Below are 25,540 nucleotides of genomic sequence, written 5' to 3'. Positions count from 1 at the left end.
TCTCCTGAAACGTCGCTGAAAAAGAGGGTGCGGCCAGCGTCAGGGGCCGCACCCTTTTTGTTGTCCGCACGGAAGGAAGCTGGTGCGGGCGGCGGGGATCGAACCCGCACAGCCAAGGCCGAGAGATTTTAAGTCTCTTGCGTCTACCAGTTTCGCCACGCCCGCTTCAGCCTGTGCGTAGCCGAGGCGGCCGGACGGATCAAGGGGTGGCCTGGGGCGGCGGCGAAATCTGCCTCGATCACGCCGCCGGAGGACGGGCCGGTCAGCCGAAAATGGCGTTCGCGACGAGGTAGAACAGCGCCGAGATCGCCGCTGCCGAGGGCAGGGTGATGATCCATGCCCAGACGATGTTGCCGGCGATGCCCCAGCGGACGGCCGAGACGCGGCGCGCGGCGCCGACGCCGATGATGGCGCCGGTGATCGTGTGGGTGGTCGAGACCGGGATGCCGAGCCAGGTGGCGCCGAAGAGCGTGATCGCCCCGCCGGTCTCGGCGCAGAACCCCTGCATCGGGTTGAGCCGCGTGATCTTCGAGCCCATCGTGTGCACGATGCGCCAGCCGCCCATCAGCGTGCCGAGCGCCATGGCCGTCTGGCAGGTGATGACCACCCAGAAGGGCACGTAGAACTCACCGCCGAGATAGCCCTGCGAATAGAGCAGGACGGCGATGATGCCCATGGTTTTCTGCGCGTCGTTGCCGCCGTGGCCGAGCGAATAGAGCGAGGCCGAGATGAACTGCATGATGCGGAAGGTGCGGTCGACGGCGAACGGCGTCTGGCGCACGAAGATCCAGGAGACGATAAGCACGAGGACCAGCGCCAGGAAGAAGCCGAAGGCCGGCGACAGGAAGATGGCGCTCGCGGTCTTGAGCAGGCCGCTCCAGACGACGGCGTCGAAACCCGTCTTGGCAAGGCCGGCCCCGACGAGGCCGCCGATGAGCGCGTGCGAGGAACTCGACGGGATGCCGAAGATCCAGGTGACGACGTTCCAGATGATCGCGCCCATCAGCGCCGCGAAGATGACGAGCGGGCTGACGATGGCGGGATCGATGATGCCCTTTCCGAGCGTCTCGGCGACATGCAGGCCGAAGAACAGGAAGGCGATGAAGTTGAAGAAGGCCGCCCACATCACCGCATATTGCGGGCGCAGGACGCGCGTGGAAACGATGGTGGCGATGGAATTGGCCGCGTCGTGCAGGCCGTTCAGGAAGTCGAAGATAAGCGCGATGCCGACGAGGCCGACCAGCAGCGGAAGGGCGAGTGTGGCCTCCATCAGACGTTCTCGATCACGATACCGCTGATTTCGTTCGCCACGTCCTCGAAGCGGTCGACGACCTTTTCCAGTTCGCCGTAGATCTCGCTGCCGATGATATAGGCCATCGGGTCGGACTTGCCGTATTGCTTGAAGAGATCTTTGAGGCCCTGGTCGTGCAGCTCGTCGGAACGGCCTTCGACACGGGTGACTTCCTCGGCGATGGTGCCGAGGCGGCCGGCATGCACGCCGACCTTGTCGAGCAGCGGAATGGCCTCGGCCACGAGGTGGGCGGCCTTGACGACGGCCTCGCCCATTTCCTGCATGCCCGGCTGGAAGCTCGTCTGCTCGTAGAGGCGGATGGTCTTGACCGTCTTGTGCATCATGTCGATGGCGTCGTCCATCGACTGGATCAGGTCCTTGATGTCGCCACGGTCGAAGGGGGTGATGAAGCTGCGGCGCACGGCAAGCAGCACCTCGCGGGTGATGTCGTCGGCCTGGTCCTCGAGCTCGACGATACGGTCGCAATGCTTTTCCATGTCCGGGCCGCCGGCCAGGAGCGAGCGGAGGGCCTCGGCGGCGCCGACGACGGTGCGGGAATGCTGCTCGAAGAGATCGAAGAATCGGTCCTCGCGCGGCATGAATTTGCGAAACAGCGAAAGCATGGGTGCCCCTTCAGGTGGCTGGGGTTGTCATGCGGCTGTCATAATTGAGCGCAAACGCGCTGAAAAGCGCTGATTCGGCCTTGTCACAATTCTCTTGCACTGCGGTAAACGGGCATCACCGGTCAGGGCACGATCTTGAAGGGCTGCTCGCTGATGGCGACGGCACCGCTCGCGCTGTCGCGGAAGCGGTAGCGCAGCACGTAGTCGCCGGCCGGCGGGCTGGTCAGGTTGAGCGTCAGCTTGGCGAAGACCTCCTGGTTCCGCACGCTGCCCTTGAAGTCGAAGGAGCCGAAGGCCTTCTGCTCGGCAAGCTTGGCGCCCTTGGCGTCGAGCAGTTCGAGGTCGACCGTGAAATGCGATTCGAGCGGCCCGCCATCGGCCGCACGCCAGGTGAGGCCGACCGGCTCGACATAGGAGATGAGCGCTTCGCCGGCCTTGAAGCTGGAATCCGGGCGGGCAGCGTACATGCCGTAGCCTTCCGGCGGCGCGGAGACGAAGACGGCCTTGCCGATCGAGAAGGGAAGCGTCGCGGCGAAGGCGCCGTAGGCATCGCGGATCGTGTTGTGCGCGCCGACCGTGTCGCCGGCGGCGGCCTGTTCCTCCGCCTTCTTCGCGGCATCGGCGAGCGGGCCGGCAAGCGCGAATGCCGGTGTGAGCGCGGCGACAAAGGTCAGACGCATCAGGGACTTCCACGCGAACATTCAGTCTTCCTCCAGCCCGATGCCGGTCAAGATGCGGAGAAGCGTGACAACAGTCAAGGATGCCCGCGAGCTTTGTCAGCTCTTCCAGAAGAGCGGCGTCAGGATCACCAGCACGGTGAGGATTTCCAGGCGCCCGAGCAGCATGAGGAAGGAAAGCACGTAGAGCGCGGCGTCGTGGAACACCGCGAAGGAGCCGGCCGGGCCGATCTCCGGCGTGACGCCGGGGCCGACATTGGAGAGGGACGTCGCCGCCGCCGAGACCGCCGTCAGCACGTCGTAGCCCATCAGGCCCAGCAGGATCGCGCCGATCGCGGAGATCGCGACATAGGTGATGAAGAACAGGAACACGTTGCGCTGGAGGTCCGCATCGACCGTCATCGGCCCGTAGCGCACCGCGTGGATGCCGTCGGGGTAGATCAGGCGGTAGAGGCCGGTGCGGATGGAGTTGAAGAGGATGATGAGGCGGTAGGCCTTGAGGCCGCCGGCCGTCGAGCCCGAGCAGCCGCCGAGAAAGGTGGCGACGAAGGCGAGCGCGACGATGAAGTGCCCCCAGCGTGTATAGTCGTCGCTGGCAAAGCCCGTCGTCGAGATGATCGACGAGACGGTGAAGAAGGAATGCGCCAGCGCCTCGTGGAAGTCGACGCCCTTGTGCAGGCGCAGGTAGATGCTGGCCGCCACGGAAAAGAGCACGAGATAGCCGAGGAAGACGCGGATCTGCGGATCACGCCAGGCATCGAGCCGCTGGCGCACGACGAAGAGGATCAGCACCGAGAAGGGCAGGCTGCTCAGCGTCATGAAGAAGGTGCCGGCCCACAGCAGCGGCAGGCTCTTATAATAGCCGAAGGAGGCGTCGTGGGTGGAAAGTCCGCCGGTGGCGACGGTGGACATGGCATGGTTCAGCGCGTCGAACCGGCTCATGCCGAGCGCCGCATAGGTGACGGCGCAGATGAGCGTGATCGCCACGTAGATGGCGAGGAAGGCGCGCGTGTAGCTGGCGATGCGGGCAAACGGCTTGTCGGCCGTGTCGGACGATTCGAGCTTGAAGAACGACATGCCGCCGACGCGCAGATACGGCATGATGAAGAGGCCGAGCGCGAGGATCCCGACGCCGCCGAGCCAGTGCAGCAGCGAGCGCCACATCAGGATGCCGGGCGGCGCGTTGTCGAGCCCGACGATGACCGTGGAGCCGGTCGTGCTGATCGCCGAGACCGATTCGAAGAGTGCCTGCGCGAAGGTGAGCTTCATCGAGGAGAGCCACAGCGGGATCGCGCCGATGACGCAGCCCGAGATCCACAGCATGTTGACGACGAGGAAGCCCATGCGCTTGTTGAAGGGCGGCGGGCCGGCGCGTGTCGCCGCCGCCGTCGCGAGCGAGAGGCCGCCGGTCATGAAGGCCGAGAGCAGGAAGATTTCCCAGTCGGGATGCCCGTAATAGATGTCGATGAACGCCGGGATCAGCATCGCCACGGAGAGATAGAGGCCGCTGATGGCGGCGATGTTGATGGCGGACCGGAAGATCGTGGCGTTCAAGGAAGTCGTCCTGCGTGCCGGCTGCGCTCATGGTCCCGTCGCGAAGGGCCGCGCGGCCGGGACGGTCGGTGTCCATCGCTGCGATGGGCAACTTTTTGTTTTTCGCGTCGTTTTTTGCCGAAAACCGCTGCCCACCCTCCGGCACGATGCTATAGCCTTTGCATTGTCCAAACTCAAGGATGGCATCGAACGGCATGAAACCGGACGTCGACGCAGCCTGCGACGCTTTGCGCGGGCTCTTTCCAGAAACACCGCTCCAGCTCAACGAGCACCTGTCCGCCCGCTACGGCGCGGAGATCTACCTGAAGCGCGAGGACCTCTCGCCGGTGCGCTCCTACAAGATCCGGGGCGCCTTCAACTTCTTCCGCAAGGTGCTGGCAAGGCCCGACGGCGCGCGCAGCTTCGTCTGCGCCTCGGCCGGCAACCATGCCCAGGGCTTTGCCTTCGTCTGCCGCCATTTCGGCGTGCCGGGCGTGGTCTTCATGCCGGTGACGACGCCGCAGCAGAAGATCGACAAGACGCGCATCTTCGGCGGCGAGTTCGTCACCATCAGGCTGGTCGGCGACTTCTTCGACCAGTGCTACAAGGCGGCCCGCGACCATGCGGAGGCGACCGGCGCGCTGATGGTGCCGCCCTTCGACCATGCGGACATCATCGAGGGGCAGGCGACCGTAGCGGCGGAGATCGTCGCGCAGCTCGGGGAGGGCAGGCTGCCGGATCTCGTCGTGCTGCCGGTCGGCGGCGGGGGCCTCGCCTCCGGCGTCACCGGCTACATGGAGGGCATGGTCGGCCCGTCGAGCTTCCTGTTCTGCGAACCCTCGGGCGCCCCGAGCCTCAAGCGCAGCCTGGAAAGCGGCGCGGTCGTCACGCTCGATCAGGTCGACAATTTCGTCGACGGCGCCGCGGTCGGCCGGATCGGCACGCTCAACTTCGCCGCGCTCAGCCGCTTTTCCGCCGACCAGGTCATGCTGCTTTCGGAAAACGCGATCTGCGTGACGATGATCGACATGCTGAACGTCGAGGGCGTCGTGCTGGAGCCCGCCGGCGCGCTGTCGCTGACGGCGCTGGACGCGCTCGGCCGCGCGGCGCTGGAAGGCAAGACGGTCGTCGCCGTCGTTTCCGGCGGCAATTTCGACTTCGAGCGCCTGCCCGACGTCAAGGAGCGCGCCATGCGCCATGCGGGGCTGAAGAAATACTTCATCCTGCGCCTTGCCCAGCGCCCGGGCGCGCTGCGCGACTTCCTCAACATGCTGGGGCCGGACGACGACATCGCCCGCTTCGAGTACCTGAAGAAGTCCGCCCGCAACTTCGGCTCGATCCTCATCGGCATCGAGACGAAGGCGCCGGAGAACTTCACCGCGCTCAAGAAGGCCTTCGATGCCGCGGGCATGCGCTACCAGGACATCACCGAGAACGAGATTCTCGCAAACCTCATCATCTAGGGACATGGGGCCGGATGGCGCGTTCCCCTTGGAGCGCGCCGCCGCCTGTGCTAGCAATCGGCCATGGCATCGTTCTTTTCAAAACTCTTCGGTCGCGGCGGCGGCTCGGCAACTCCGGCAAAGGTCGCCGAGGAAACCGAGGCCTATAACGACCTTCTCCTCGTGGCGGCTCCCATAGCGGAGGGCGGCCAGTACCGTCTTGCCGGGCGTATCGAGAAGCGCGACGGCGACCGGGTGCTGATCCGCACCTTCATCCGCGCCGACCTGTTTTCCTCGCGGGACGACACGGTCGCCTCGACCTTCCGCAAGGCAAGGCAGATCGCCGACCAGCACGGCGCCTCGCTCTTCGGCGACGGCGAGGACAGCCGGCAGGTCTGACGGCAATTCCGGCCTTCTCCTGAAATTAACGCTGCCGGACGGCGCGAAGACGCTGGAGAACCGGCGCGATTGCCTGTATCCGCAGGAAAACGACTTGTCGCGACCATCCTCATCTTATTAAGTGGGGGCGTCGAGAATCTGCGGACCGCTCATGGGAACTGAAAACCTGATCCTGCTTCTCATCGAGGCCGGGTTCTATTTCGTCTTCATGGTTGGCCTCCTGCACCTGCGCCATCAGGTCGGCATCGGCGTGTTCATCGCCGCGCTCGGCGTGATGCATTTCCTCGAGACCTATCTTGCGGCGGTCTTCTACATCGAGCTGCCCTTCGGCGTGATCTCGCCCGGCTCTTCCGTGCTGTTTTCCGGCAAGCTGATGATGATCCTCCTCCTTTACGTGAAGGAGGACGCCGCGGTTGTGCGCGCGCCGATCTACGGGCTGCTGGCCGGCAACTTCCTGACCGTCGGCCTCGGCTTCTTCCTGCGGCACCACCAGACGATCGGCGCGGTGCCGGGACGTGTCGCGGACCTCGCCTTCATCGACGAGATGGGCTGGCTGATGCTGTGGGGCACGATGCTGCTCTACGTCGATTCGCTCGCCATCATCCTGATGTACGAACGGCTCGGACGGGTCTTCAAGCGAAGCATGGCCATGCGCTTCTTCGTCTCGGGCGTCGTCGTGCTGACCTTCGACCAGGTCGGTTTCTTCGCGGCGCTGCACTTCCTCAACGGCGCGCCCACGGAGGTCTTCTGGGGCGGCTGGATCGCCAAGATGATGGCGGCCTGCGCCTATGCGGTGCTCATCACCGTCTACCTGCACTATTCGCGCATCTCCGCCATTCCCGTATCGCCCCGGCCGATCTCCGACATCTTCGCCGACCTCACCTTCCGCGAGCGCTACGAAGACCTGCTCGACCGCTCCGGCCGCGACGCGCTGACGGGCGTCTACGACCGCAGCCGCATGGAATTCGAAGCGCCGCGCATACTCTCGGCCATGCTGGCGGATGGCAGGCCGCTGGCGCTGATGATCATCGACGCCGACCATTTCAAGGACGTCAACGACCGCTTCGGCCATCTCGCCGGCGACGGCGTGTTGAAGGATGCCGCCGCCTGCCTGCAACGGGCGTCGCGCGGCAACGACCGGGTCTTCCGCTTCGGCGGCGAGGAATTCGTGGTGATCTGCGAGGACATCGGGCCGAAGGCCGGCGCCGAGCGGGCCGAGGCGCTGCGGCGCACCGTGGAGGCGCAGATCCGCCGGCCGGACGGCATGCCGGTCACCGTCAGCATCGGCGTCGCCAACAGCTATGAAGACGGCACGACGCTGAACGCGCTGCTTTCGGCCGCCGACGCGCGGCTCTACGCCGCCAAGAGCGCGGGCCGCAACCGCGTGGTTTCCGGTTAGGGCAGGGCCCTTTCAGCGCGGCTTCACGGCCGCATGGCTGTCACAAAAGGGTCATGCGCCCTGCCTATACGGGCAGGCGGCGTCGTGCTGCTCATATAGTGCGCGCGGCCTTGCGCCGGCAGGCCTCCCACCTCCCCAATCGACGGATAGCGCTCATGTTCGACGACCATCACCTGAACCGCATCAAGGCGGAAATTGCCGACAGCTTCGACGAGGAGCTGGAAATGCAGATCGAGGAGGAGCGGCTGGACGACCTCATCGCCGAGGGCATGTCCGAAGTGCCTGCCCAGACGCTGGAGCGCCGCGTCTATTTCCGCGAGCTGTTCCGCCTCCAGCACGAACTGGTCAAGCTGCAGGACTGGGTGCAGCACAAGAAGCTCAAGATGGTCGTGCTGTTCGAGGGTCGCGATTCGGCCGGCAAGGGCGGCGCGATCAAGCGCGTGACCCAGCGCCTCAACCCACGCGTCTGCCGCGTCGTCGCCCTGCCGGCGCCCACGGAGCGAGAGCGCAATCAATGGTACTTCCAGCGCTATGTGCCGCACCTGCCGACGGCGGGCGAAATGGTCCTCTTCGACCGCTCCTGGTACAACCGCGCGGGCGTCGAGCGCGTCATGGGCTTCTGCTCGGAGGACGAGCTGGAGGAGTTCTTCCGCTCGGTGCCGGAATTCGAGCGCATGCTGGTGCGCTCCGGCATCGTGCTCATCAAGTACTGGTTCTCGATCACCGACGAGGAGCAGGAGTTCCGCTTCCGCATGCGTATCCACGACCCGCTGAAGCAGTGGAAGCTCTCCCCGATGGACCTGGAAAGCCGCGTCCACTGGGAAGACTACACCAAGGCGAAGGAGGAGATGCTGGAGCGCACGCATATTCCCGAGGCGCCCTGGTGGATCGTCGAGGCCGTGGACAAGAAGAGGGCGCGCCTCAACTGCATCGCCCACCTCCTGGCGCAGGTTCCCTACGAGGACGTGCCGAAATCCGCCATCGATCTGCCGGAGCGTGTCCGCCACGACGACTATATCCGCAACGAGCCGCCGGCCGAGATGTACGTCCCGGAAGCCTATTGACGCCGGTCAGCGCACTTGAACCTGCTGGACCAGAGGGAAAGGGGCATGGCGCCGGGCCTCGTCGGCGCCTACCGGGCGTGCCCCGGCGGGCCGGTTGCGCCCCTGGCGCCGCAGGACATCGACGCGGCGCTTGCCGCCGGGGACGGCTGGGTCTGGCTGCATGTCGATCTCGTCGACCAGCGCATGCCGGGCTGGCTCGCGGCCCGCTGCCAACTGCCCCTTGCCGCGCGGGCCATCCTCGAAGGACATGACGAAAGCCTCGTCCTCGGCTGCGAGGCGGGCATGGTCCACGGTGTCGTCGCCGACCTCCAGCAGGACATGGAGCGGACCTCCACCACCATCGGCAGGCTGCATTTCGCCCTCACGGAACGCCTGCTCGTCACCGGCCGGCGCCATCCCGTGGAAGCGGTGAACCGGGTGCGGCGGGCCTTTGCCGACGGCTTCTGCCCGGCAACCGCCTACGAGCTCTTCGAAGCCATCGTCACGGCCTTCTGCAAGAACACCGCCATCAGGCTCAAGGAGGCCGCGGGGCTTCTCGACGCGGTGGAGGACCGCCTCGTCACCGAGCGGTTGAGCGACGAACGGCGCGGCCTCAAGGAGGTGCGGCGCCTCGCGGTGTCGCTGCACCGGCCCGTCGCGGGCATGGTCGCGCTGTTCGAGGAGGAGGACCGGGAGGACTGGACGCTCTCCGAGCACGCCCATGCCGTCCTCAGGCGCCTTTCCCTGCGGCTGGAGCGGCTTGACCGCGAGATCGTCATGGTCAACGACCGCGCCCGCCTGCTCCAGGAGGAGATGGCGGCAGAGCTCGCGGACGAATCAAACCGCAGCCTGAGGGCGATGGCCGTCATGAGCGCGCTCCTGCTGCCCGGCACGCTGGTGGTCGGGGTCTTCGGCATGAACACGGCCGGCCTTCCGCTCAGCGAAGGCAGCTCCGGCTTCTTCTGGGCGATGATGCTGGGTGTCGGTGCCACGGCGCTGTTCTACTGGCTGCTGCGCCGCGCGGGAATCAGCCTGCGGTTTTGAGGGGGAAACCCGAGACGTCGCCGCCCGCCGTCAGACCCCGACATTCGGCCGGTCGATGATCTCGCGTAGCGCGAAGCTCGAATTGATCTTCACCACATGGGGCAGGGCCGAGAGCCAGTCGCGGTGGATGCGCTCGTAGTCCTCCAGGTCCTTGGCGGCGACGCGCAGGATATAGTCGTATTCGCCGGACATCAGGTAGCAGACCAGCACATTGGGACACAGTTTCACCGCCGCCTCGAACTCCGCCAGCGTCTTGGCGAACTGGCCGGAAAGCGAGATATGCACGATGGCGATCATCTTGTAGTCGAGCGCCTTGGGCGAGACGCGGGCGTGGTAGCCGTTGATGACGCCGGATTTTTCCAGGATGTCGAGCCGGCGCGAGCAGGCCGACGGCGACAACCCGACGCGTTCGGCAAGCACGGCATTGGAGATCCGGCCGTTCTGCTGGACCGCTTTCAGGATCGCAGCATCGATTGCATCCAGGTGCGCCATTCGAATTTTCTCCGGAAATCCCGCCGATATTCGAAGAATATTCGAAAAGGGCCCCTTCGGCAAACGGGCTTTGCAAGGACATTGCACGCGTCCTCTGCTTCCATGGTGTCTCCGCCGAAGCGGCGGCAAGAACGGGAACACACCACTGGGAAAGGAACGCGCATGCGTGTCGGTTGTCCGAAGGAAATCAAGAATCATGAATATCGGGTCGGTCTGACGCCCGGTGCCGTGCGCGAATATGTAGCCCACGGCCACGAGGTCATCGTCGAGACCAAGGCCGGCGCCGGCATCGGCGCAGACGACGACGCCTATCGCGCCGCCGGCGCGAAGATCGTACCCACCGCCGCGGACATCTTCCAGAAGTCCGACATGGTGGTGAAGGTCAAGGAACCGCAGCCCGCCGAATGGGCGCAGCTCCGCGACGGACAGATTCTCTACACCTACCTCCACCTCGCCCCCGATCCGGAACAGACCAAGGGGCTTCTCGCCTCCGGCGTCACCGCCATCGCCTACGAGACGGTGACGGACGACCGCAGCGGCCTGCCGCTGCTCGCGCCGATGTCGGAAGTCGCCGGGCGTCTGTCCATCCAGGCCGGCGCCACGGCGCTGCAGAAGGCCAATGGCGGGCGCGGCATCCTGCTCGGCGGCGTGCCGGGCGTGCTCCCGGCCAAGGTGGCGATCATCGGCGGCGGCGTCGTCGGCCTGCATGCGGCGAAGATGGCGGCCGGCCTCGGCGCGGACGTGTCGATCCTCGACCGCTCGATCCCGCGCCTGCGCCAGCTCGACGATCTCTTCGGCGGCCGCGTCCACACGCGCTACTCGACCATCGACGCGCTGGAGGAAGAGGTCTTCTCCGCCGACCTCGTCATCGGCGCCGTGCTCATTCCCGGTGCCGCCGCCCCGAAGCTCGTCACCCGCGAAATGCTCTCGGGCATGAAGAAGGGTGCGGTCATCGTCGACGTCGCCATCGACCAGGGCGGCTGCTTCGAGACCTCCCATGCGACGACCCATTCCGACCCGACCTACGAGGTCGACGGCGTGGTGCACTACTGCGTCGCCAACATGCCCGGCGCCGTGCCCGTCACCTCGGCCCATGCGCTCAACAACGCGACGCTGCACTACGGCCTCCAGCTTGCCGACAAGGGCCTGAAGGCGATCGCCGAGGACCGGCATCTGCGCGCCGGCCTCAATGTGCACCGGGGCCGCGTCACCAACGGCCCGGTGGCCGAAGCGCTCGGCTACGAATCCTTCGCGCCCGAGGCGGTGCTGAACGTGGCTTGAGAGTGGCAGCGGAAGAGCCCGGAAAGGCCCGGGCTCGATCTGCCGGGATACCCGCCCCGCACGCCACGTCGCCCGGAGCATGGACGGCCGGGTCGAACCCGGCCATGACGAAGGAGAGGTGAGGGCATGTCAGCCGCTTGTGAGGCCCGGAGCGATCCGGGCCTTTCTCATGCGCGCTCCACGCGGCACTGGTAGCAATTGTTGCGCGCCGAACGGATATGCAGATAGGCGACATCCTCGCGCGCAAGCAAAGTTTCCGCATAGGCCGGAATCTCGGCATTCGGCACCACCGCTCCGGTGCCGTAGAGGATGCGGTTTTCCGCCGAATAGCCGCGCACGATATAGTCGCGGCTCGTGAACATCGGCGGCATCGCATCTGACGGTTGGTGGGCCTTGCAGGGCGCGGCGTGGATGAAGATCGGCCCGGTTTCGGCATAGGGCTGGAGCGCCGGAAACGGGCGGTGGGCGAGGATGAGATAGGGCTCTCCGGCATCGACGAACCGCAGGCAATGCCGACAGGGCACGCCATCGCCGTCGGAGACATGGCGCTCGGGCGCCATGCCATGGGCATCCGGGCCGCCGCTCCAGTAGGCGGCCGCGGTTTCGGTGGGCATGGGCAGGAAGCGGATGGTCATGGCGGTGCTCCGTTTGATGCGGAGAGCATCCACGCAATCCCACCCGCCCGACACCCGTTTCCTGCCTGGAATCAAAACCGCCGGCGCGAGGCCGGCGGTGAGAATGAAGCTTAAGCGATCAGCGCACGAATTCGTCGATGCGGCGCAGCGTGACGCGGCGGTTGCGCCATTCCTCGCGCTCGGTCGGCACCAGCAGGTATTCCTCGCCGTAGCCGACAGTCTCCAGCGCGCGGGAAGGGATGCCGAATTCCTGCACCAGAACCCATTTTAGCGAATCGGCGCGGCGCTCGGAAAGGATCTGGTTGGAAGCGGCCGAGCCGACGGCATCGGTGTGACCCTCGATCAGGAAGACGGCGCGGCGGCGGCGGCGCAGGATCTGCTCCATGGCGCGGGCGATCTGGCGCACCTTGCGGTATTCCGAACGCGGAATCTCGGCCGAGGCGAAGGCGAAGTTGATCGACTGGATGTCGATGGAAGGTGCGGCGCGGCGCAGGTCCGAGCGGCGCTTGAACTCGCGCACGGTCACCCGTTCGTCGTCGCGCATGCGGCGGGCGGGCGCGGCGTCGAGCCGGCGCAGGATCATCTCCTCCGAGGGCGTTTCCTGCGCAAGCGCAAGGCCGGAAAAGGCGGGGACGGCGAGGGTGGCGGCAAACGCGGTCAGAAAGGCGCGGCGTTGCATGGACGGTGTCTCCTTCTTGTTTCGTCTATCGGGCTTGTTTCGTCTTTCGGGGCGGAACGTGCCACGGGCGGCCTGAAGGAAAGATGAACCGGCCGTTGGGCGCCGTTCAGGGTGTTTAACGCCGCTCGGCGGGCATAGGACAGTCACGCCTGGCGAGCGCCAGCATTTCGGCCTCGGAGAGCGGAACGATTTCCGTATCGCGCGTGCCGACCGGCGAGAAGCCGAACATCTGGTAAAGCTGGAGCGCACGCGGATGGTCGAGGCTGTTGGTGGTGACGGTCACGCATGTCGGCCCGGACGCCCAGGCGGCATAGAGCGTCTGCAGCAGGAACCACTTGCCGATACCGAGCCCCAGCGCCCGCTCGAAGAGGCCGAAATGGGAAAGCTCGATCGTGTCCTCGTCGATCTTCAGCAGTTCGAAGAACCCGGCCGGCGCGCCGTTGACATAGAGCACCGTCACGCTGTTGCGCTTGTCGTGGATCGTCGCCGCCAGCGTCTCGTCGTCCATGCGCAGCCGGTCGACCCAGTGCCAGCGGCTGCCGACCTGCCGGTAGAGGAAGCGGTAGAAGGCGAGCGGGATGTCCGGTGCGCCGAGGATCGCCGTGTGCACGTTCACCGGCACCGGCAGGCTCTGCTTGGGCGGCGCGGTCATTTCGAGCGCGGTGATATGTACGGCGATCGGTGCGGGCTGGGCCTTCTTCGCCATGGTTCAATCCTTGCCTGTTACGACGGGCGTATCCTCGCGGCTGCCCCATTCGGACCAAGACCCGTCATAGAGCGTGTTGTCCTCGTGCCCGAGCGAATGGAGCGCGAGCGTGATGATCGCGGCCGTGATGCCCGAACCGCAGCTCGTGACGACCGGCTTCGAAAGGTCGATGCCCGATGCCTCGAAATGCCGGCGAAGCGCGTCGAGGTCCTTGAACCTGCCGCCCTCGGAGAAGGTGCCGGAGGGCATGCTTTTCGCGCCCGGCATGCGGCCGGAGCGCATGCCGGCGCGCGGCTCGGCTTCCTCGCCGGTGAAGCGGCCGGCGCCGCGCGCATCGGCGATCTGCTTCGAGCCAGTCGAGACGATGCCGCGCATCTCCTCGAAGGAGGTCACGGCATAGGGATTGAAATTGGTGTGGAAGACGGCGGGGGCCGGTTCCGGCAGGTCGGTTTCGAGTGGCCTGCCTTCCTTCTTCCAGCCGTCGATGCCGCCGTCCATGACGAAGACGTTCTTCGCGCCCATGGTGCGGAACAGCCACCAGACACGCGGCGCGGTGAAGATGCCGGGCCCGTCATGGACGACGATCGTATCCGTATCCGAGATGCCGAGCTTGCCGACCTCGGTGGCGAAGAAATCCGCCGGAGGCACCGTATGCGGCAGCCTGCTGGACTGGTCGCTGATCACGTCCTGGTCGAAGAAGACGGCGCCGGGAATGTGCCCTTCGGCATATTCGGCCGCGCCGTTGCGGTTCTGCGCGGGAAGATACCAGGAGGCGTCAACGATGCGGAACTCGGGCGCGCCGAGCTGCTTTTCCACCCAATCCGCCGAGACGACGAACCTGCTCTTTTCGCTGGACATGATGATCTCTCCCTTAGGCCTGAGGACCCGGCGCACCGAAACGGATGCGGAACCGGCGGTTCTCCTTGCCCTTCTTTTCGATCTTGGCGATGTGTATAGCGCCGACTTCCTGCGTTTCGGAAACATGCGTGCCGCCGCAAGGCTGGCTGTCGACGGACGAATTCTCGCCGATGCACACGAGGCTGACGCGGCCGAGGCCCATCGGCGGGCGCACGTTCTTGGATTTCACGATGCCGGGATTGGACGCCAGCTCCTCGTCGGTGATCCATTGGACGAAGACCGGATGATTCTCCGTGACGAGCTTCATCAGCCTTTCCGTCACCTCGTCCTTGTCGATGGTATCGGTCATGTCGAAGTCGACGCGGCTGTCCTCCTCGCCGACGGCCGCGCCGGTGATGGGGTAAGGGCAGATGACGGAGAGAAGATGGCAGGCCGTGTGCATGCGCATCAGCCGGTAGCGGCGCGCCCAGTCGATATGGGCGACGACCGTCTCGCCGACGATGGGCAGGCCCTCGCCTTCGAGCGGCCGGTGGACGATGATGTCCTTGGTCGCGCCCGTCACCGCCTGGCCGAGCGCAATGCGGCTGCCGTCGGCGCGCTCCAGGAAGCCGGTATCGCCGGGCTGGCCGCCCGACGTCGCGTAGAAACAGGTCTGGTCGAGCTCGATGCCGCCGTCCTCGTGCACCGTTGTCACCACCGCCTCGTTTGTCGAAAGATAGAAATCGTCGCGAAAGAGGGCAGTGGTGGGAAGGGACATGAGACCTATTCGACCGGCTGATAGGGGACCTTGATCCCCGATTTCGCCTTCAGCCAGCCTGGAACCGGCAGGCCCTTCGAATCAAGGAAGTCCGGGTTGAAAAGTTTGGACTGATAGCGGTTAGCATAGTCGCAGAGGATCGTCACGATCGTGTGGCCCGGGCCGAGGTCCTTTGCAAGGCGGATGGCGCCGGCAATATTGATGCCCGAGGAGCCGCCGACGGCGATGCCTTCCTTCTCGATGAGGTCGAAGACCAGCGCGACGGCCTCGGAATCCGGGATGTTGTAGGAAAAGTCCGGCGTGAAGCCCTCCAGATTGGCGGTGATGCGGCCCTGGCCGATGCCCTCGGTGATCGAGCTGCCCTCGGCCTTCAGTTCGCCATGGGTATAATAGTTGTGGAGCGCGGCGCCATCCGGGTCGGCAAGGGCGATCTTGATGTCCGGGTTCTTCGCGCGCAGGCCGGCGGCGACGCCGGCGAGCGTGCCGCCCGAGCCGACGGCGGAAACGAAGCCATCGACCTTGCCGTTCGTGTCGCGCCAGATTTCCGGCGCCGTCGTCTCGATATGGGCGTCGCGGTTGGCGACGTTGTCGAACTGGTTGGCCCAGATCGCGCCGTTCGGCTCGGTCCTTGCAAGCTGTTCGGCGAGGCGGCCGGAAAGCTTCACGTAATTGTTCGGGTTCCTGTAGGGAGCGGCCGGCACTTCCACGAGTTCGGCGCCGAGCAGGCGCAGCGCGTCCTTCTTTTCCTGGCTCTGCGTCTCGGGGATGACGATGACCGTGCGGTAGCCGAGCGCCCGCGCGACCAGCGCAAGGCCGATGCCCGTGTTGCCGGCCGTGCCCTCGACGATGACGCCGCCGGGGCGCAGCGCGCCCGAGCGCTCCGCCGCCCGGATGATGGAGAGCGCCGCGCGGTCCTTCACCGATTGGCCGGGATTCAGGAATTCCGCCTTGCCGAGGATTTCGCAGCCCGTCGCCTCCGAGGCCCCTTTGAGCCGGATCAGCGGCGTGTTGCCGATAGCATCCAGAACGGACGGAAGAATGGACATGGGACACGAGCCTCGCGCGTTATGTATCAAGGAAAGCGTCTTTTCGGCCGGCGCGCGGCGCTTTGCAAGCAATCGTGTTTCCCGGGAGCTGGCTTCGCTAGGGATTTTTTCCACGCGCCATGTCGGGCGGCCGGAAGCTCACGAGGGTGGTCGCAAAAGTGCCGGGCTTTAACGTACTGTTAGCAAACATGGTTAATTTTGCGTCTATCCGATGCGCCGAGGGAACGGAAATCCCGCCGGCTCGTTTGGGTGGAAACTGGAGGACCATGATGCTTTTCGGATTTTTGAAGATCACCGAAACCGACGAGGATGACATCGCCACCGGCACCTATGCGGACGGGGTGATCGGAACGCCGCTGGGCGATCCTTCCGCCCGTCCCCGCGAGCGCGGCCAGACCTTCCGCCGCAACGCGCACGAGCGCGACTACGGCGCGGCGAGGACGGTGCGCCAGGCGGGTTTCGGGATGGTGCCCTGAGCGGCGGCTCGCCGGGAACAAAGCGCGGCCCGGCGTGTTTTCCTGCCGTGCGAACGGAGGAGCCCCGATGACCCATCACATAGACAATCGCCAGTTCAGTCCGCGGCAGACCCGCAATGTGTTCGATGTCGTCGAGCATTGCCGCAAGAACGGGTTGGACAAGGCGGAAGAGCGCAAACTCCTTCGTCTCTTCGGCCGCTTCGCCAGCCGCCATGAATTGCAGATGAACACCAGGCGCCCGCCGCCGAAGGCCCGATAGAAACATCCGACCCGGAAATCGAAAACAGGAGGGCTGCCGTGAAGGCGGCCCTTCAACTGTGCGCATGGCCGAAAAGCAGAAGGGCCGCACCATCAGGCACGACCCTTCCAGAAACTGGCTCCCCGGGCCGGATTCGAACCGGCGACCTGTCGATTAACAGTCGAATGCTCTACCGCTGAGCTACCAGGGATCATCCGCTCGCTGCGGAGTGAGCGCGTAATACAAATGCCTGATCGATTTGCCAAGCGCTTTTTGACAAAAAAATGCACCGGGCTTGATTGATTGTGGAGAACTCTCCAATTGGGAGGGGGAAGAGTCTCGGAAATCCGGGCAATGCAGCAGACTGGACAATGAATGGCGGCGCGAAAGACCAAGATGCATTTCGGGATCGATCCCCGCACGCGGCAGATCGTGGTCGGCTCCTTCCGCATGAAGCTGCCGGAATCGCGCTGGCTGCGCACGGTGATCGGCGTGCTGCTGGTCTGCGGCGGCATCCTCGGCTTCCTGCCGGTCCTCGGTTTCTGGATGATCCCGCTCGGCCTGCTCGTGCTCTCCCACGATTCCCATTTCGTGCGCCGCCAGCGCCGCCGCCTCGCCGTGTGGTGGGCCACCCGCAGGACGAAGCGCGGCACACGCTGAGCCCGTTGCGCCGCAAGAGCGGACCTGCTCTAACCCTTGACCATTGTCAGGTGAGGAGTGTTGCATGGAACTGCTGGTGAAAGGCGCCGCGATCGGGTTCGGCGCGACGGTGCTGATGGATGCGTGGGCGGTTCTTCTCTGGAAGATGTCCGTGCAGCCGCGGCCGAACTGGGCGCCGGTCGGGCGCTGGTTCTGGCACCTCAAGGACGGCACGGTGTTTCATGACGATATCGGCAGGGCCAAGCCCTATGCGAACGAGCAGGCGCTCGGCTGGATCGGCCATTATGCGGTCGGCATTCTCTACGGCGTCGTGCTGGCGCTGATCGTCGGTAAGGGGTGGTTCGCGGCGCCCACCTTCCTGCCCGCCTGGATTTTCGGCATCGTCACCGTCGGGGCCGGCTGGTTCCTGCTGCAGCCCGGCCTGGGGATCGGTATCGCCGCATCGAGGCTGCCGAATGCCAACACGGTGCGCATGCTCAATCTCGTCGCGCACACCATCTTCGCCCTCGGGCTTTACGGCACGGCGCTCCTTCTGCGCTGACCGTCACGCATGAAGATGCCACCGCGGCCGAAGCGGCGGTGGCATCCGTATCTTAGCGGGCGGCGGCGATGCCGAGGATGAGGCCGGTGGCGACGCTCATCAGGAGATAGCTGTTGTCCACCTTCACCCACTGCTGGCCGCGGCCGGGCTTGCGCAGGCCATGGCGATGGTAGTCGCGGACCGGCGGACGGCGCTTCCAGTCGGAATAACGCTCGCCCTTGCGCCAGTGATGCCGCTTCTTGGCATTGTGCTTGTCCCAGGACGAGGCATAGCCGGGCTTGCGGTCGTGGCCATGGCCGTAGGTCTGGGCCTGCGCCATCGGGGCGGCGGCGAAGGAGAGGGCGACGGCGGCCAGAAGCGTGCGGGTGAAGAGTTTCATCGTTCGGTTCCTCGTTGTTGATGCAAGGACCCTAGGACCCGGCCGATGAACGAAAACTGAATGAAACATTACAATGCTGTAATGAAAACAATCCGTTAGCATCTATGGCGATTTCAGGGCGACTGCCGTGACGGATGAAATCCGCGCGGGTTGACGAAGGCGCGGCGTGCCACATGCATCGGATCGGCAAGCGCCATCGGACCCGGCGAAACGGCCCGGCGCTTGCCTGAAGCGTCGGCAGGTGTTGCCCCTCATGGCGCTCCCGGTCGGGAATCGTTAGCCATACGGCCAGTGCTTTAGGAACAGATGAAATTCTCGGGAATTCGTCCTCGCACAGCGGAGGCCCGAGGAAGATGAATCAACGGTTCGACGAACTCTATATCCGGCGCTGCGAGCACCAGCAGATCGTCGCCTTCTACAAGAAGCTCGTGGTGCAGATGTACCGGAAGCTGAAGACCATGCAGGCGGGCGCCGATGGCGCGCAGCCGCGAAAGGCCGATGAAACCACGGCCGGCGATGCGCCTGCCACCCATCCGCCGCTGCCGGAGCGAAAGCCGGCGTGCAACGTCGTCCGGGTCGACTTCAGCCGACGCCGCGGCGGTGAGACCTGAGCAGTCAATTCAACGGCTTGGGGGGAATGAGAAAAGAGTGGAGGCCTCGCCCGGAATCGAACCGGGGTGCAAGGATTTGCAGTCCTCTGCGTAACCACTCCGCCACGAGGCCGTCCGTTTGCTATAAAGCGAGTGGTGCCGGGCGTTTAGAACGAATTCAGAAAGGGTGCAAGAGGCATTCATGCCGAATGCCAAGCTTTTTTTGGCGGCGACGGAAGGCGCGCCCGCAAGCGCGCCGTTCGAACCTATTGGGCAGGCGCGCCTTCGAGGCCGACAAGCGCGATCTTGGCATAGCCGGCGCCGCGCAGCAGGTTCATGACGTCCATGACGCTGCCGTAGTCGACGGACTTGTCCGCGCGCAGCAGGATGCGCGTATCCTTCTTGCCTTCCGTCACGACGTCGAGCTCCGGGCCGAAATTGTCGCGCGCGATCTCGCCGTTGCCGATGGAGACGGTGAGGTCCTTCTTCAGCGTCATGAAGACCGGCTTGTCCTCGCGCGGCGCCGGCTGGGCGACGGAGGAGGGCAGGTCGACATTGATGTCGACCGTCGCGAGCGGGGCGGCCACCATGAAGATGATGAGCAGCACCAGCATGACGTCGATGAACGGCGTCACGTTGATTTCGCTGTTCTCCTCCAGGTCGTCGCCGCCGCCTTCCCTGATCTTGCTGGCCATGGCGTCACCCGACCTTCACGAAGGACCCGCCGGCACGTTCGGCGCGCTGCGCGGGGTGGCGCTGCGCGCGGCGCATGTCCAGGTCGCGGCTCGCAAGGCGCTCGATGGCCGCCGAGGCATCGGCAAGCTGCTGGCGATAGCCCGTGATGGCGCGGGCGAGGAAGTTGTAGATCACCACGGCCGGGATGGCGGCGACGAGGCCGATGGCGGTCGCCAGCAAGGCTTCGGCGATGCCGGGCGCGACGATGGCAAGGTTCGTGGTCTGGGCCTTCGAGATGCCGATGAACGAGTTCATGATGCCCCAGACCGTGCCGAACAGGCCGACGAAGGGCGCGGTCGAGCCGATCGTCGCAAGCAGGCCCGTGCCCTTGGCGATGCGGCGGCCGGCGCGTACTTCCATGCGGGCGAGGCGGGAGGCGATGCGCTCCTTCACGCCGCCGTCCGACACATGGTCGAGCACGGCTTCGGAGGCGTCCATCTCCTCGCGGGCGGCGCGGGTCATGTGGGCGGCGACGCCCCGGTTGCGGCTGAGCGCCTGCTCGCCATCATCGAGGCCGCGGGCTGCGGTGAGCTGGCGCACGGCATGGCCGGCGGAACGCTGGGCCGCGCCGAGCTCGGCCAGCTTGACGAGCAGCACCGTCCAGGTGACGACGGAGGCGAAGGCAAGGCCGATCATCACGCCCTTGACGACGATGTCGGCCGCCATGAACATGCCCCAGGGCGAAAGGTCGTGCGGCAGGCCGGCCTGGCGTGCGCCTTCGGCGTCATCGATGACGTCGAGTTCGGTCGCGTCCCCGTCGTCCTGCACTTCGGCGTCCGTTGCCTGATCCTGCCCCGTCTGGCCCTGGGTCGCCTGGCTCTGGGTCGCTTGGCCCGGCGTTGCCGGGGCTTCCGTCGCCTGGCTCTCGGCGGCCGCCGGCCGGGAGGTGGTGCCCGCCGCCGGCGCGGCGCTTCCGCCCGCGGGCTGTCCGGTATCCGTCTGGGCGGCCGGCGTCTCCTGGGCCTGCGCCGAAACGGCGTGCGGAACGGCAAGCGCCATCAGGATCATCGCGAAGTACAGTCGAGACCGTTTGAGCACGGCGTATTCCTCTTGCATGTCTCAATTCAAGTGAAGCCCGCGTAGACGGGGCAGTGCGGCCAGGCCGCCGGGACCTGAGTGCTCAATACGACATTATGCATATGGCAGGCAATAATATGTTGAGTAAATTATTCATAATAACGGCGGGGATTTCAGGGCGCGGTTTTTGCGCGCAATCGCCCGCCGCCTATGGACACCCGGCCCGAAACCGCACTAAGAGAATTGCCGACGCACCCGGCACCGCCCGGGCCTTTGCGCCGGTCTTCGCCGTTTTATCTAAGGGCCAGAGATGATTGACTACAAAGCAGCGCGCACGAAGATGGTGGATAACCAGATCCGCACGACGGATGTGACGTCGCGCGAGGTGCTCGACGCGTTCCTGACCGTGCCGCGGGAAGAATTCGTGCCCGCGGCCGCCCGGCCGCTCGCCTATATCGACAACGATGTGCAGATCGCCCCCGGCCGCTACCTCATGGAGCCGTCGCCGCTCGCCAAGCTGGTCCAGCTTGGCGAGATCGCCCCGGGCGACGTGGTGCTGGAGGTTGGCTGCGGCACCGGCTACGCCTCCGCGGTCCTTTCGAAGCTCGGCAGTTCGGTCGTCGCCCTTGAGAGCGACGCGGCGCTTGCCGCGACCGCGACGGAAACGCTCGCCCGCCTCGGCTACGACAATGTCGCCGTGGTGACAGGCGACCTCGAAGCCGGCTATGCGCCGGAAGCGCCCTACGACGTGATCTTCGTGCACGGCGCAGTCGAGGTCCTGCCGGGTGCGCTGTTCTCGCAACTGCGCGACGGCGGCCGCCTCGTCGTCGTCGAGGGATACGGCAACGCCTCGCAGGCGCGCCTCTACATCAAGGAAGGCGGTCGCGTTGCCGAGCGCAACGTCTTCAACACCGCCGTCAAGCCGCTGCCCGGCTTCCGCAAGGCGAAGGAATTCGTTTTCTGACGGTGCCCGGGCGCCGCTCCTGACCCGAAAGGCCCGCCCGCATATCGCGGCGGGCCTTTTCCGTCACGGGCGCCCCGCGGGCCTTGCTCTTGGCAGGCCAAACAAATCTGTGCATCACTTATAACACATGATTCGCAGCGATTTAGTTCGCCGCCGAACTCGCCTAGGGTCTTCGGCACGTCCGGTACGCCTTCTGCGGCAGGCCATGGACGCCGCAGAGAACGGGGATAGAAATGGCTCAGCCGAATGTAGCGCGTGAACCGTCCATGGATGAAATCCTGGCGTCCATCCGCAAGATCATCGAGAACAACGAAGCACAGCCGGATCTGGCCGCCGACGCTGCGGACGACGAGGGCTTCGACATCACCACCGAGAGCCATTCCAGCCTTCTGGACCGTCCCGTCATGGCGCAAGAGTTCCATGCGGAGGAGCGCCGCTCTTCGGTCGTGCAGCCGCTGCCGCGCGCCGAGCCGGGGCAGGGCGCCCAGCCGGCCATGTCGCTGGCCGATGTCGCCGCCCGCGTCCGCGCCGCATCCGAGCGCCATGTCGCCGCGAACCGGGAGGCGGCCGAGCGCGAGCCGGTGGACATCGAGCCGGTGCAGGCCGTTCGCGAGGAAAGCCCGCTGGTGACGAGCCGCATGGCGGCCGGGGCGGGACGCCTTTCGCCTGCGCCCGTCGAGCGGATCGAACCGGTCGCCGAGGCGTTCCAGGTCGCCGAGCCCGTGAGGGCCTCGGATGCCCGCGCCCCCGCGGAGGCGATCGGCGGCCGCGACATCGCCGCGATTGTATCGCCTGCGGTCGGCGAGCGGGTCGCCCAGTCCTTCGGCGCGCTGGCCGAGGCGCTCGATTCCGGCCCGCGCCGTTCCTTCGACGAGATCGCCGAGGACATGCTGCGCCCGATGCTGCAGGAATGGCTCGACGACAACCTGCCGACGCTGGTGGAACGGCTGGTGCGCGAGGAGATCGAGCGTGTGGCGCGCGGCCCGCGCCGCTGACCTTTCCGCCGGTTCCCGAAAAAACAGCAGTAGAGCCGCGCCGGATGCCCCGGCGCGGCTTTTCTTCTGATATGTTGACTCCATCCCGGCCATCCGGTTTACAAAACCCCACGACAAACAGCAGGCCATGCACGAAAATGCTTGAAAAGAACTATGATTCCGCAGCGGTCGAGCCGCGAATTGCCAAGACGTGGGAAGATGCGGACGCCTTCCGCGCAGGCGAGGGCGCAAAGCCCGGCGCCGAGACCTTCGCCATCGTCATCCCGCCGCCGAACGTGACGGGTTCGCTGCATATGGGCCACGCGCTCAACAACACGCTGCAGGACATCATGGTCCGCTTCGAGCGCATGCGCGGCAAGGACGTGCTGTGGCAGCCGGGCATGGACCATGCCGGCATCGCGACCCAGATGGTCGTCGAGCGCAAGCTGATGGAAACCCAGCAGCACCGCCGCCAGATGGGCCGCGAGGCCTTCGTGGAGAAGGTCTGGGAGTGGAAGGCGGAATCGGGCGGCCTGATCTTCAACCAGTTGAAGCGCCTCGGCGCGTCCTGCGACTGGTCGCGCGAGCGCTTCACCATGGACGAAGGGCTTTCCGAAGCCGTTCGCGAGGTGTTCGTCTCGCTCTACAAGGAAGGCCTGATCTACAAGGACAAGCGCCTCGTCAATTGGGATCCCAAGCTGCTGACGGCGATCTCCGACCTCGAGGTCGAGCAGGTCGAGGTCAACGGCAATCTCTGGCACCTGCGCTATCCGCTGGAGCCGGGCGTCACCTACCAGCACCCCGTCGCCTTCGACGAGGACGGCAGGCCGACGGAATTCGAGACGCGCGACTATCTCGTCGTCGCGACGACCCGCCCCGAGACGATGCTCGGCGACACCGGCATTGCCGTGAACCCCGAGGACGAGCGCTACAAGTCCATCGTCGGCAAGCATGTCATCCTGCCGATCGTCGGCCGCAAGATCCCGATCGTCGCGGACGAATACCCGGATCCGACCGCCGGCACGGGCGCCGTGAAGATGACGCCGGCGCACGACTTCAACGACTTCGACGTCGGCAAGCGCCACGACCTGCGCCAGGTCAACGTGCTGACCGTCGACGGCAGGATCACCATCAAGGAGAACGAGGACTTCCTGGAAGGCCTCGACAATCCCGCCGCGCTGCACGGCGCCTGGGACGAACTGGAAGGCAAGGACCGCTTCGAGGCGCGCAGGATCATCGTCTCCATCTTCGAGGAGGCCGGCCTGCTCGACAGGATCGAGCCGCACAAGCACATGGTCCCCCATGGCGATCGCGGCGGCGTGCCGATCGAGCCACGCCTGACCGAGCAGTGGTATGTCGATGCCAGGACGCTCGCCCAGCCGGCGATCGCCTCCGTGCGCGAGGGTCGCACCAAATTCGTGCCGAAGAACTGGGAAAAGACCTATTTCGAGTGGATGGAGAACATCCAGCCGTGGTGCGTCTCCCGCCAGCTCTGGTGGGGACACCAGATCCCGGCCTGGTACGGCCCGGACGGCCAGGTCTTCGTCGAGAAGACCGAGGAGGAGGCGCTGCACGCCGCCATCCAGCACTACATCGCCCATGAAGGCCCGTGGAAGGCCTGGGTCGAGGAGAAGATCGAGAACTTCGCGCCGGGCGAGATCCTGACGCGCGACGAGGACGTGCTCGACACCTGGTTCTCCTCCGCGCTGTGGCCCTTCTCCACGCTCGGCTGGCCGGAACAGACGAAGGAACTGGAGAAGTATTACCAGACCGACGTGCTGGTCACCGGCTTCGACATCATCTTCTTCTGGGTCGCCCGCATGATGATGATGGGCCTGCACTTCATGAAGGACGAGTCCGGCAATCCCGTCGAGCCGTTCCACACCGTCTATGTCCACGCTCTGGTGCGTGACAAGAACGGGCAGAAGATGTCGAAGTCGAAGGGCAACGTCATCGACCCGCTCGACCTGATCGACGAATACGGCGCGGACGCGCTGCGCTTCACGCTGGCGATCATGGCGGCGCAGGGCCGCGACGTGAAGCTCGACCCGGCCCGCATCGCCGGCTACCGCAACTTCGGCACCAAGCTTTGGAACGCCACGCGCTTTGCCGAGATGAACGGCGTCAAGAGCGATCCGAAATTCGTGCCGGAGACCGCCTCGCTGACGATCAATCGCTGGATCCTGACGGAGCTTGCCCGCACGGCGCGCGACGTCACGGAGGCGATCGAGACCTACCGCTTCAACGATGCGGCAGGCTCCCTCTACCGCTTCATCTGGAACCAGTTCTGCGACTGGTACCTGGAATTGCTGAAGCCCGTCTTCAGCGGCGAGGACGAGGCCGCCAAGGCGGAATCGCAGGCCTGCGCCGCCTACGTGCTGGAGGAGACCTACAAGCTCCTCCACCCGTTCATGCCCTTCATGACGGAAGAGCTCTGGGCGCACACGGCGGGCGAGGGCGTAACGCGCGACAGCCTCATCTGCCACGCGGAATGGCCGACGCCGGCCTACGGTGACGATGCGGCCGCCGACGAGATCAACTGGCTGGTCGAACTCGTTTCGGGCATCCGCTCGGTGCGCGCCGAGATGAACGTGCCGCCGGGCGCGACGGCGCCGCTCGTCGTGGTGGGCGCCAACGCCCTCACGCAGAAGCGGCTCGTCACGCACGACCAGGCCATCCGCCGGCTTGCCCGCGTGGAGGACATCCGCCTTGCGGACGCGGCCCCGAAGGGGGCGGCGCAGATCGTCGTCGGCGAGGCGACGGCCTGCCTGCCGCTCGGCAGCCTGATCGATCTTGCGGCCGAGAAGGCGCGCCTTGAAAAGGCGATCGACAAGGCGAAGGCGGAGGCCGCCCGCATCGAGGGCAAGCTGTCGAACGAGAAGTTCGTCGCCAATGCCAAGCCGGAGGTCGTGGAGGCCGAGCGCGAGCGTGCCGCCGAACTGGAGCAGCAGCTCGCAAGCCTCTCCGTCGCGCTTGCGCGCGTCAGCGAAGCCGGCTGATTCTGCCACCGCAATCGTTGCAGGAACCGCAAAACCGCGCCGGAAGCCCCGGCGCGGTTTTG

General features: G+C 65.7%; 28 protein-coding genes and 3 tRNA genes. 14 read left to right on the top strand and 17 right to left on the bottom strand.

The features are described from left to right. Nucleotides 1-80 precede the first annotated feature (80 nt). From L0976_RS19110 to L0976_RS19090, 5 genes are all read right to left on the bottom strand, one after another. Nucleotides 81-165 (bottom strand) — tRNA-Leu (locus tag L0976_RS19110). Nucleotides 166-262: 97 nt separating this feature from the next. Continuing rightward, on the bottom strand, nt 263-1,270 hold the full coding sequence (locus tag L0976_RS19105; protein ID WP_234188857.1) for an inorganic phosphate transporter: 1,008 nt from the start codon (nt 1,268-1,270) through the stop codon (nt 263-265). Continuing rightward, nucleotides 1,270-1,914, bottom strand: a complete 645-nt coding sequence (locus tag L0976_RS19100; protein WP_203318742.1) for a DUF47 domain-containing protein — start codon at nt 1,912-1,914, stop codon at nt 1,270-1,272. Before L0976_RS19100 ends, L0976_RS19105 begins: the two co-directional genes overlap by 1 nt. A gap of 122 nt (nt 1,915-2,036) precedes the next feature. Then, entirely contained in the window at nt 2,037-2,594 is a 558-nt protein-coding gene (locus L0976_RS19095; RefSeq protein ID WP_234188855.1) for a hypothetical protein, read from the bottom strand. A 96-nt stretch (nt 2,595-2,690) separates the two neighbouring features. Then, nucleotides 2,691-4,145: a TrkH family potassium uptake protein gene (locus L0976_RS19090; protein WP_203318744.1), complete on the bottom strand. Its 1,455-nt coding sequence runs from the start codon at nt 4,143-4,145 to the stop codon at nt 2,691-2,693. 194 nt (nt 4,146-4,339) lie between these two features. On the opposite strand from L0976_RS19090, the gene ilvA reads away from it, so the two are divergent. The 5 genes from ilvA to L0976_RS19065 all read left to right on the top strand — a co-directional run bounded on the left by ilvA (nt 4,340) and on the right by L0976_RS19065 (nt 9,451). Further along, a complete protein-coding gene (gene ilvA / locus L0976_RS19085) occupies nt 4,340-5,587 on the top strand; it encodes a threonine ammonia-lyase (RefSeq protein WP_234188853.1) in 1,248 nt (415 codons plus the stop codon). Nucleotides 5,588-5,650: 63 nt separating this feature from the next. Then, nucleotides 5,651-5,965 carry an HlyU family transcriptional regulator gene (locus L0976_RS19080; protein ID WP_234188852.1) on the top strand — a complete coding sequence of 105 codons (315 nt, stop codon included), beginning with the start codon at nt 5,651-5,653 and terminating at the stop codon, nt 5,963-5,965. A 151-nt stretch (nt 5,966-6,116) separates the two neighbouring features. Next, entirely contained in the window at nt 6,117-7,364 is a 1,248-nt protein-coding gene (locus L0976_RS19075) for a diguanylate cyclase (RefSeq protein WP_234188850.1), read from the top strand. Between the two features lie 155 nt (nt 7,365-7,519). Beyond that, nucleotides 7,520-8,428 carry a polyphosphate kinase 2 gene (gene ppk2 / locus L0976_RS19070; protein WP_203318748.1) on the top strand — a complete coding sequence of 303 codons (909 nt, stop codon included), beginning with the start codon at nt 7,520-7,522 and terminating at the stop codon, nt 8,426-8,428. A gap of 45 nt (nt 8,429-8,473) precedes the next feature. Then, nucleotides 8,474-9,451 (top strand): CorA family divalent cation transporter, encoded by a 978-nt coding sequence (locus L0976_RS19065; protein ID WP_234188848.1) that lies wholly within the window; start codon nt 8,474-8,476, stop codon nt 9,449-9,451. A gap of 30 nt (nt 9,452-9,481) precedes the next feature. Here L0976_RS19065 and L0976_RS19060 read toward each other — a convergent pair whose 3' ends face one another. Then, a complete protein-coding gene (locus L0976_RS19060) occupies nt 9,482-9,943 on the bottom strand; it encodes an Lrp/AsnC family transcriptional regulator (RefSeq protein WP_234188846.1) in 462 nt (153 codons plus the stop codon). A gap of 162 nt (nt 9,944-10,105) precedes the next feature. Between L0976_RS19060 and ald the strand changes: the two genes are divergently transcribed. Next, the gene (ald, locus tag L0976_RS19055) at nt 10,106-11,224 is read left to right on the top strand and encodes an alanine dehydrogenase (RefSeq protein ID WP_234188844.1); all 1,119 of its coding nucleotides are present in this window, start codon (nt 10,106-10,108) and stop codon (nt 11,222-11,224) included. Nucleotides 11,225-11,391: 167 nt separating this feature from the next. Here the strand turns inward: ald and L0976_RS19050 are convergent, their stop codons facing one another. The 6 genes from L0976_RS19050 to L0976_RS19025 form a co-directional block, all read right to left on the bottom strand. After that, nucleotides 11,392-11,859, bottom strand: a complete 468-nt coding sequence (locus L0976_RS19050; RefSeq protein WP_234188842.1) for a DUF1203 domain-containing protein — start codon at nt 11,857-11,859, stop codon at nt 11,392-11,394. A 118-nt stretch (nt 11,860-11,977) separates the two neighbouring features. After that, on the bottom strand, nt 11,978-12,538 hold the full coding sequence (locus L0976_RS19045) for an OmpA family protein (protein ID WP_234188840.1): 561 nt from the start codon (nt 12,536-12,538) through the stop codon (nt 11,978-11,980). Nucleotides 12,539-12,653: 115 nt separating this feature from the next. Further along, entirely contained in the window at nt 12,654-13,244 is a 591-nt protein-coding gene (locus L0976_RS19040) for a GNAT family N-acetyltransferase (protein WP_203318754.1), read from the bottom strand. 3 nt (nt 13,245-13,247) lie between these two features. Next, nucleotides 13,248-14,102: a 3-mercaptopyruvate sulfurtransferase gene (sseA, locus tag L0976_RS19035; RefSeq protein ID WP_234188838.1), complete on the bottom strand. Its 855-nt coding sequence runs from the start codon at nt 14,100-14,102 to the stop codon at nt 13,248-13,250. Nucleotides 14,103-14,115: 13 nt separating this feature from the next. Next, entirely contained in the window at nt 14,116-14,859 is a 744-nt protein-coding gene (locus L0976_RS19030; RefSeq protein WP_234188836.1) for an alanyl-tRNA editing protein, read from the bottom strand. A 5-nt stretch (nt 14,860-14,864) separates the two neighbouring features. Further along, the gene (locus L0976_RS19025) at nt 14,865-15,905 is read right to left on the bottom strand and encodes a cysteine synthase A (protein ID WP_234188834.1); all 1,041 of its coding nucleotides are present in this window, start codon (nt 15,903-15,905) and stop codon (nt 14,865-14,867) included. Nucleotides 15,906-16,171: 266 nt separating this feature from the next. Between L0976_RS19025 and L0976_RS19020 the strand changes: the two genes are divergently transcribed. Together L0976_RS19020 and L0976_RS19015 are read left to right on the top strand one after the other, a co-directional pair. Next, nucleotides 16,172-16,381: a hypothetical protein gene (locus tag L0976_RS19020; RefSeq protein ID WP_234188833.1), complete on the top strand. Its 210-nt coding sequence runs from the start codon at nt 16,172-16,174 to the stop codon at nt 16,379-16,381. A gap of 67 nt (nt 16,382-16,448) precedes the next feature. Continuing rightward, nucleotides 16,449-16,640 carry a hypothetical protein gene (locus tag L0976_RS19015; RefSeq protein WP_234188831.1) on the top strand — a complete coding sequence of 64 codons (192 nt, stop codon included), beginning with the start codon at nt 16,449-16,451 and terminating at the stop codon, nt 16,638-16,640. Between the two features lie 115 nt (nt 16,641-16,755). On the opposite strand, the gene L0976_RS19010 is transcribed toward L0976_RS19015, so the two are convergent. Further along, nucleotides 16,756-16,830 (bottom strand) — tRNA-Asn (locus tag L0976_RS19010). 164 nt (nt 16,831-16,994) lie between these two features. Between L0976_RS19010 and L0976_RS19005 the strand changes: the two genes are divergently transcribed. Both L0976_RS19005 and L0976_RS19000 read left to right on the top strand, forming a co-directional pair. Next, on the top strand, nt 16,995-17,279 hold the full coding sequence (locus tag L0976_RS19005; protein ID WP_203318760.1) for a hypothetical protein: 285 nt from the start codon (nt 16,995-16,997) through the stop codon (nt 17,277-17,279). A 64-nt stretch (nt 17,280-17,343) separates the two neighbouring features. Next, complete coding sequence (locus tag L0976_RS19000; RefSeq protein ID WP_234188829.1) at nt 17,344-17,820, top strand: DUF2938 domain-containing protein; 477 nt, start codon at nt 17,344-17,346, stop codon at nt 17,818-17,820. 52 nt (nt 17,821-17,872) lie between these two features. Here the strand turns inward: L0976_RS19000 and L0976_RS18995 are convergent, their stop codons facing one another. Next, a complete protein-coding gene (locus L0976_RS18995; RefSeq protein WP_203318762.1) occupies nt 17,873-18,199 on the bottom strand; it encodes an RcnB family protein in 327 nt (108 codons plus the stop codon). Between the two features lie 353 nt (nt 18,200-18,552). Here L0976_RS18995 and L0976_RS18990 point away from each other — a divergent pair, with 353 nt between their 5' ends. Then, complete coding sequence (locus tag L0976_RS18990) at nt 18,553-18,810, top strand: hypothetical protein (protein ID WP_203318763.1); 258 nt, start codon at nt 18,553-18,555, stop codon at nt 18,808-18,810. Between the two features lie 38 nt (nt 18,811-18,848). Here L0976_RS18990 and L0976_RS18985 read toward each other — a convergent pair. From L0976_RS18985 to exbB, 3 genes are all read right to left on the bottom strand, one after another. Continuing rightward, a tRNA-Cys gene (locus L0976_RS18985) sits at nt 18,849-18,922 on the bottom strand. Nucleotides 18,923-19,055: 133 nt separating this feature from the next. Beyond that, complete coding sequence (gene exbD, locus L0976_RS18980; RefSeq protein WP_234188827.1) at nt 19,056-19,484, bottom strand: TonB system transport protein ExbD; 429 nt, start codon at nt 19,482-19,484, stop codon at nt 19,056-19,058. Nucleotides 19,485-19,488: 4 nt separating this feature from the next. After that, the gene (exbB, locus tag L0976_RS18975; protein WP_234188825.1) at nt 19,489-20,562 is read right to left on the bottom strand and encodes a tonB-system energizer ExbB; all 1,074 of its coding nucleotides are present in this window, start codon (nt 20,560-20,562) and stop codon (nt 19,489-19,491) included. A gap of 292 nt (nt 20,563-20,854) precedes the next feature. Here exbB and L0976_RS18970 point away from each other — a divergent pair, with 292 nt between their 5' ends. The 3 genes from L0976_RS18970 to L0976_RS18960 all read left to right on the top strand — a co-directional run bounded on the left by L0976_RS18970 (nt 20,855) and on the right by L0976_RS18960 (nt 25,478). Continuing rightward, a complete protein-coding gene (locus L0976_RS18970) occupies nt 20,855-21,505 on the top strand; it encodes a protein-L-isoaspartate O-methyltransferase (protein ID WP_234188879.1) in 651 nt (216 codons plus the stop codon). Between the two features lie 233 nt (nt 21,506-21,738). Continuing rightward, complete coding sequence (locus L0976_RS18965; protein ID WP_234188823.1) at nt 21,739-22,500, top strand: PopZ family protein; 762 nt, start codon at nt 21,739-21,741, stop codon at nt 22,498-22,500. 137 nt (nt 22,501-22,637) lie between these two features. Next, nucleotides 22,638-25,478, top strand: a complete 2,841-nt coding sequence (locus tag L0976_RS18960; RefSeq protein ID WP_234188822.1) for a valine--tRNA ligase — start codon at nt 22,638-22,640, stop codon at nt 25,476-25,478. Nucleotides 25,479-25,540 lie beyond the last annotated feature (62 nt).

The sequence above is a fragment of the Shinella sp. NM-101 genome (assembly GCF_021401195.1).
Taxonomy (GTDB): Bacteria; Pseudomonadota; Alphaproteobacteria; order Rhizobiales; family Rhizobiaceae; genus Shinella.
Note: the sequence above shows the minus strand (reverse complement) of the source record. Positions and strands in the feature narration are given on the sequence as shown.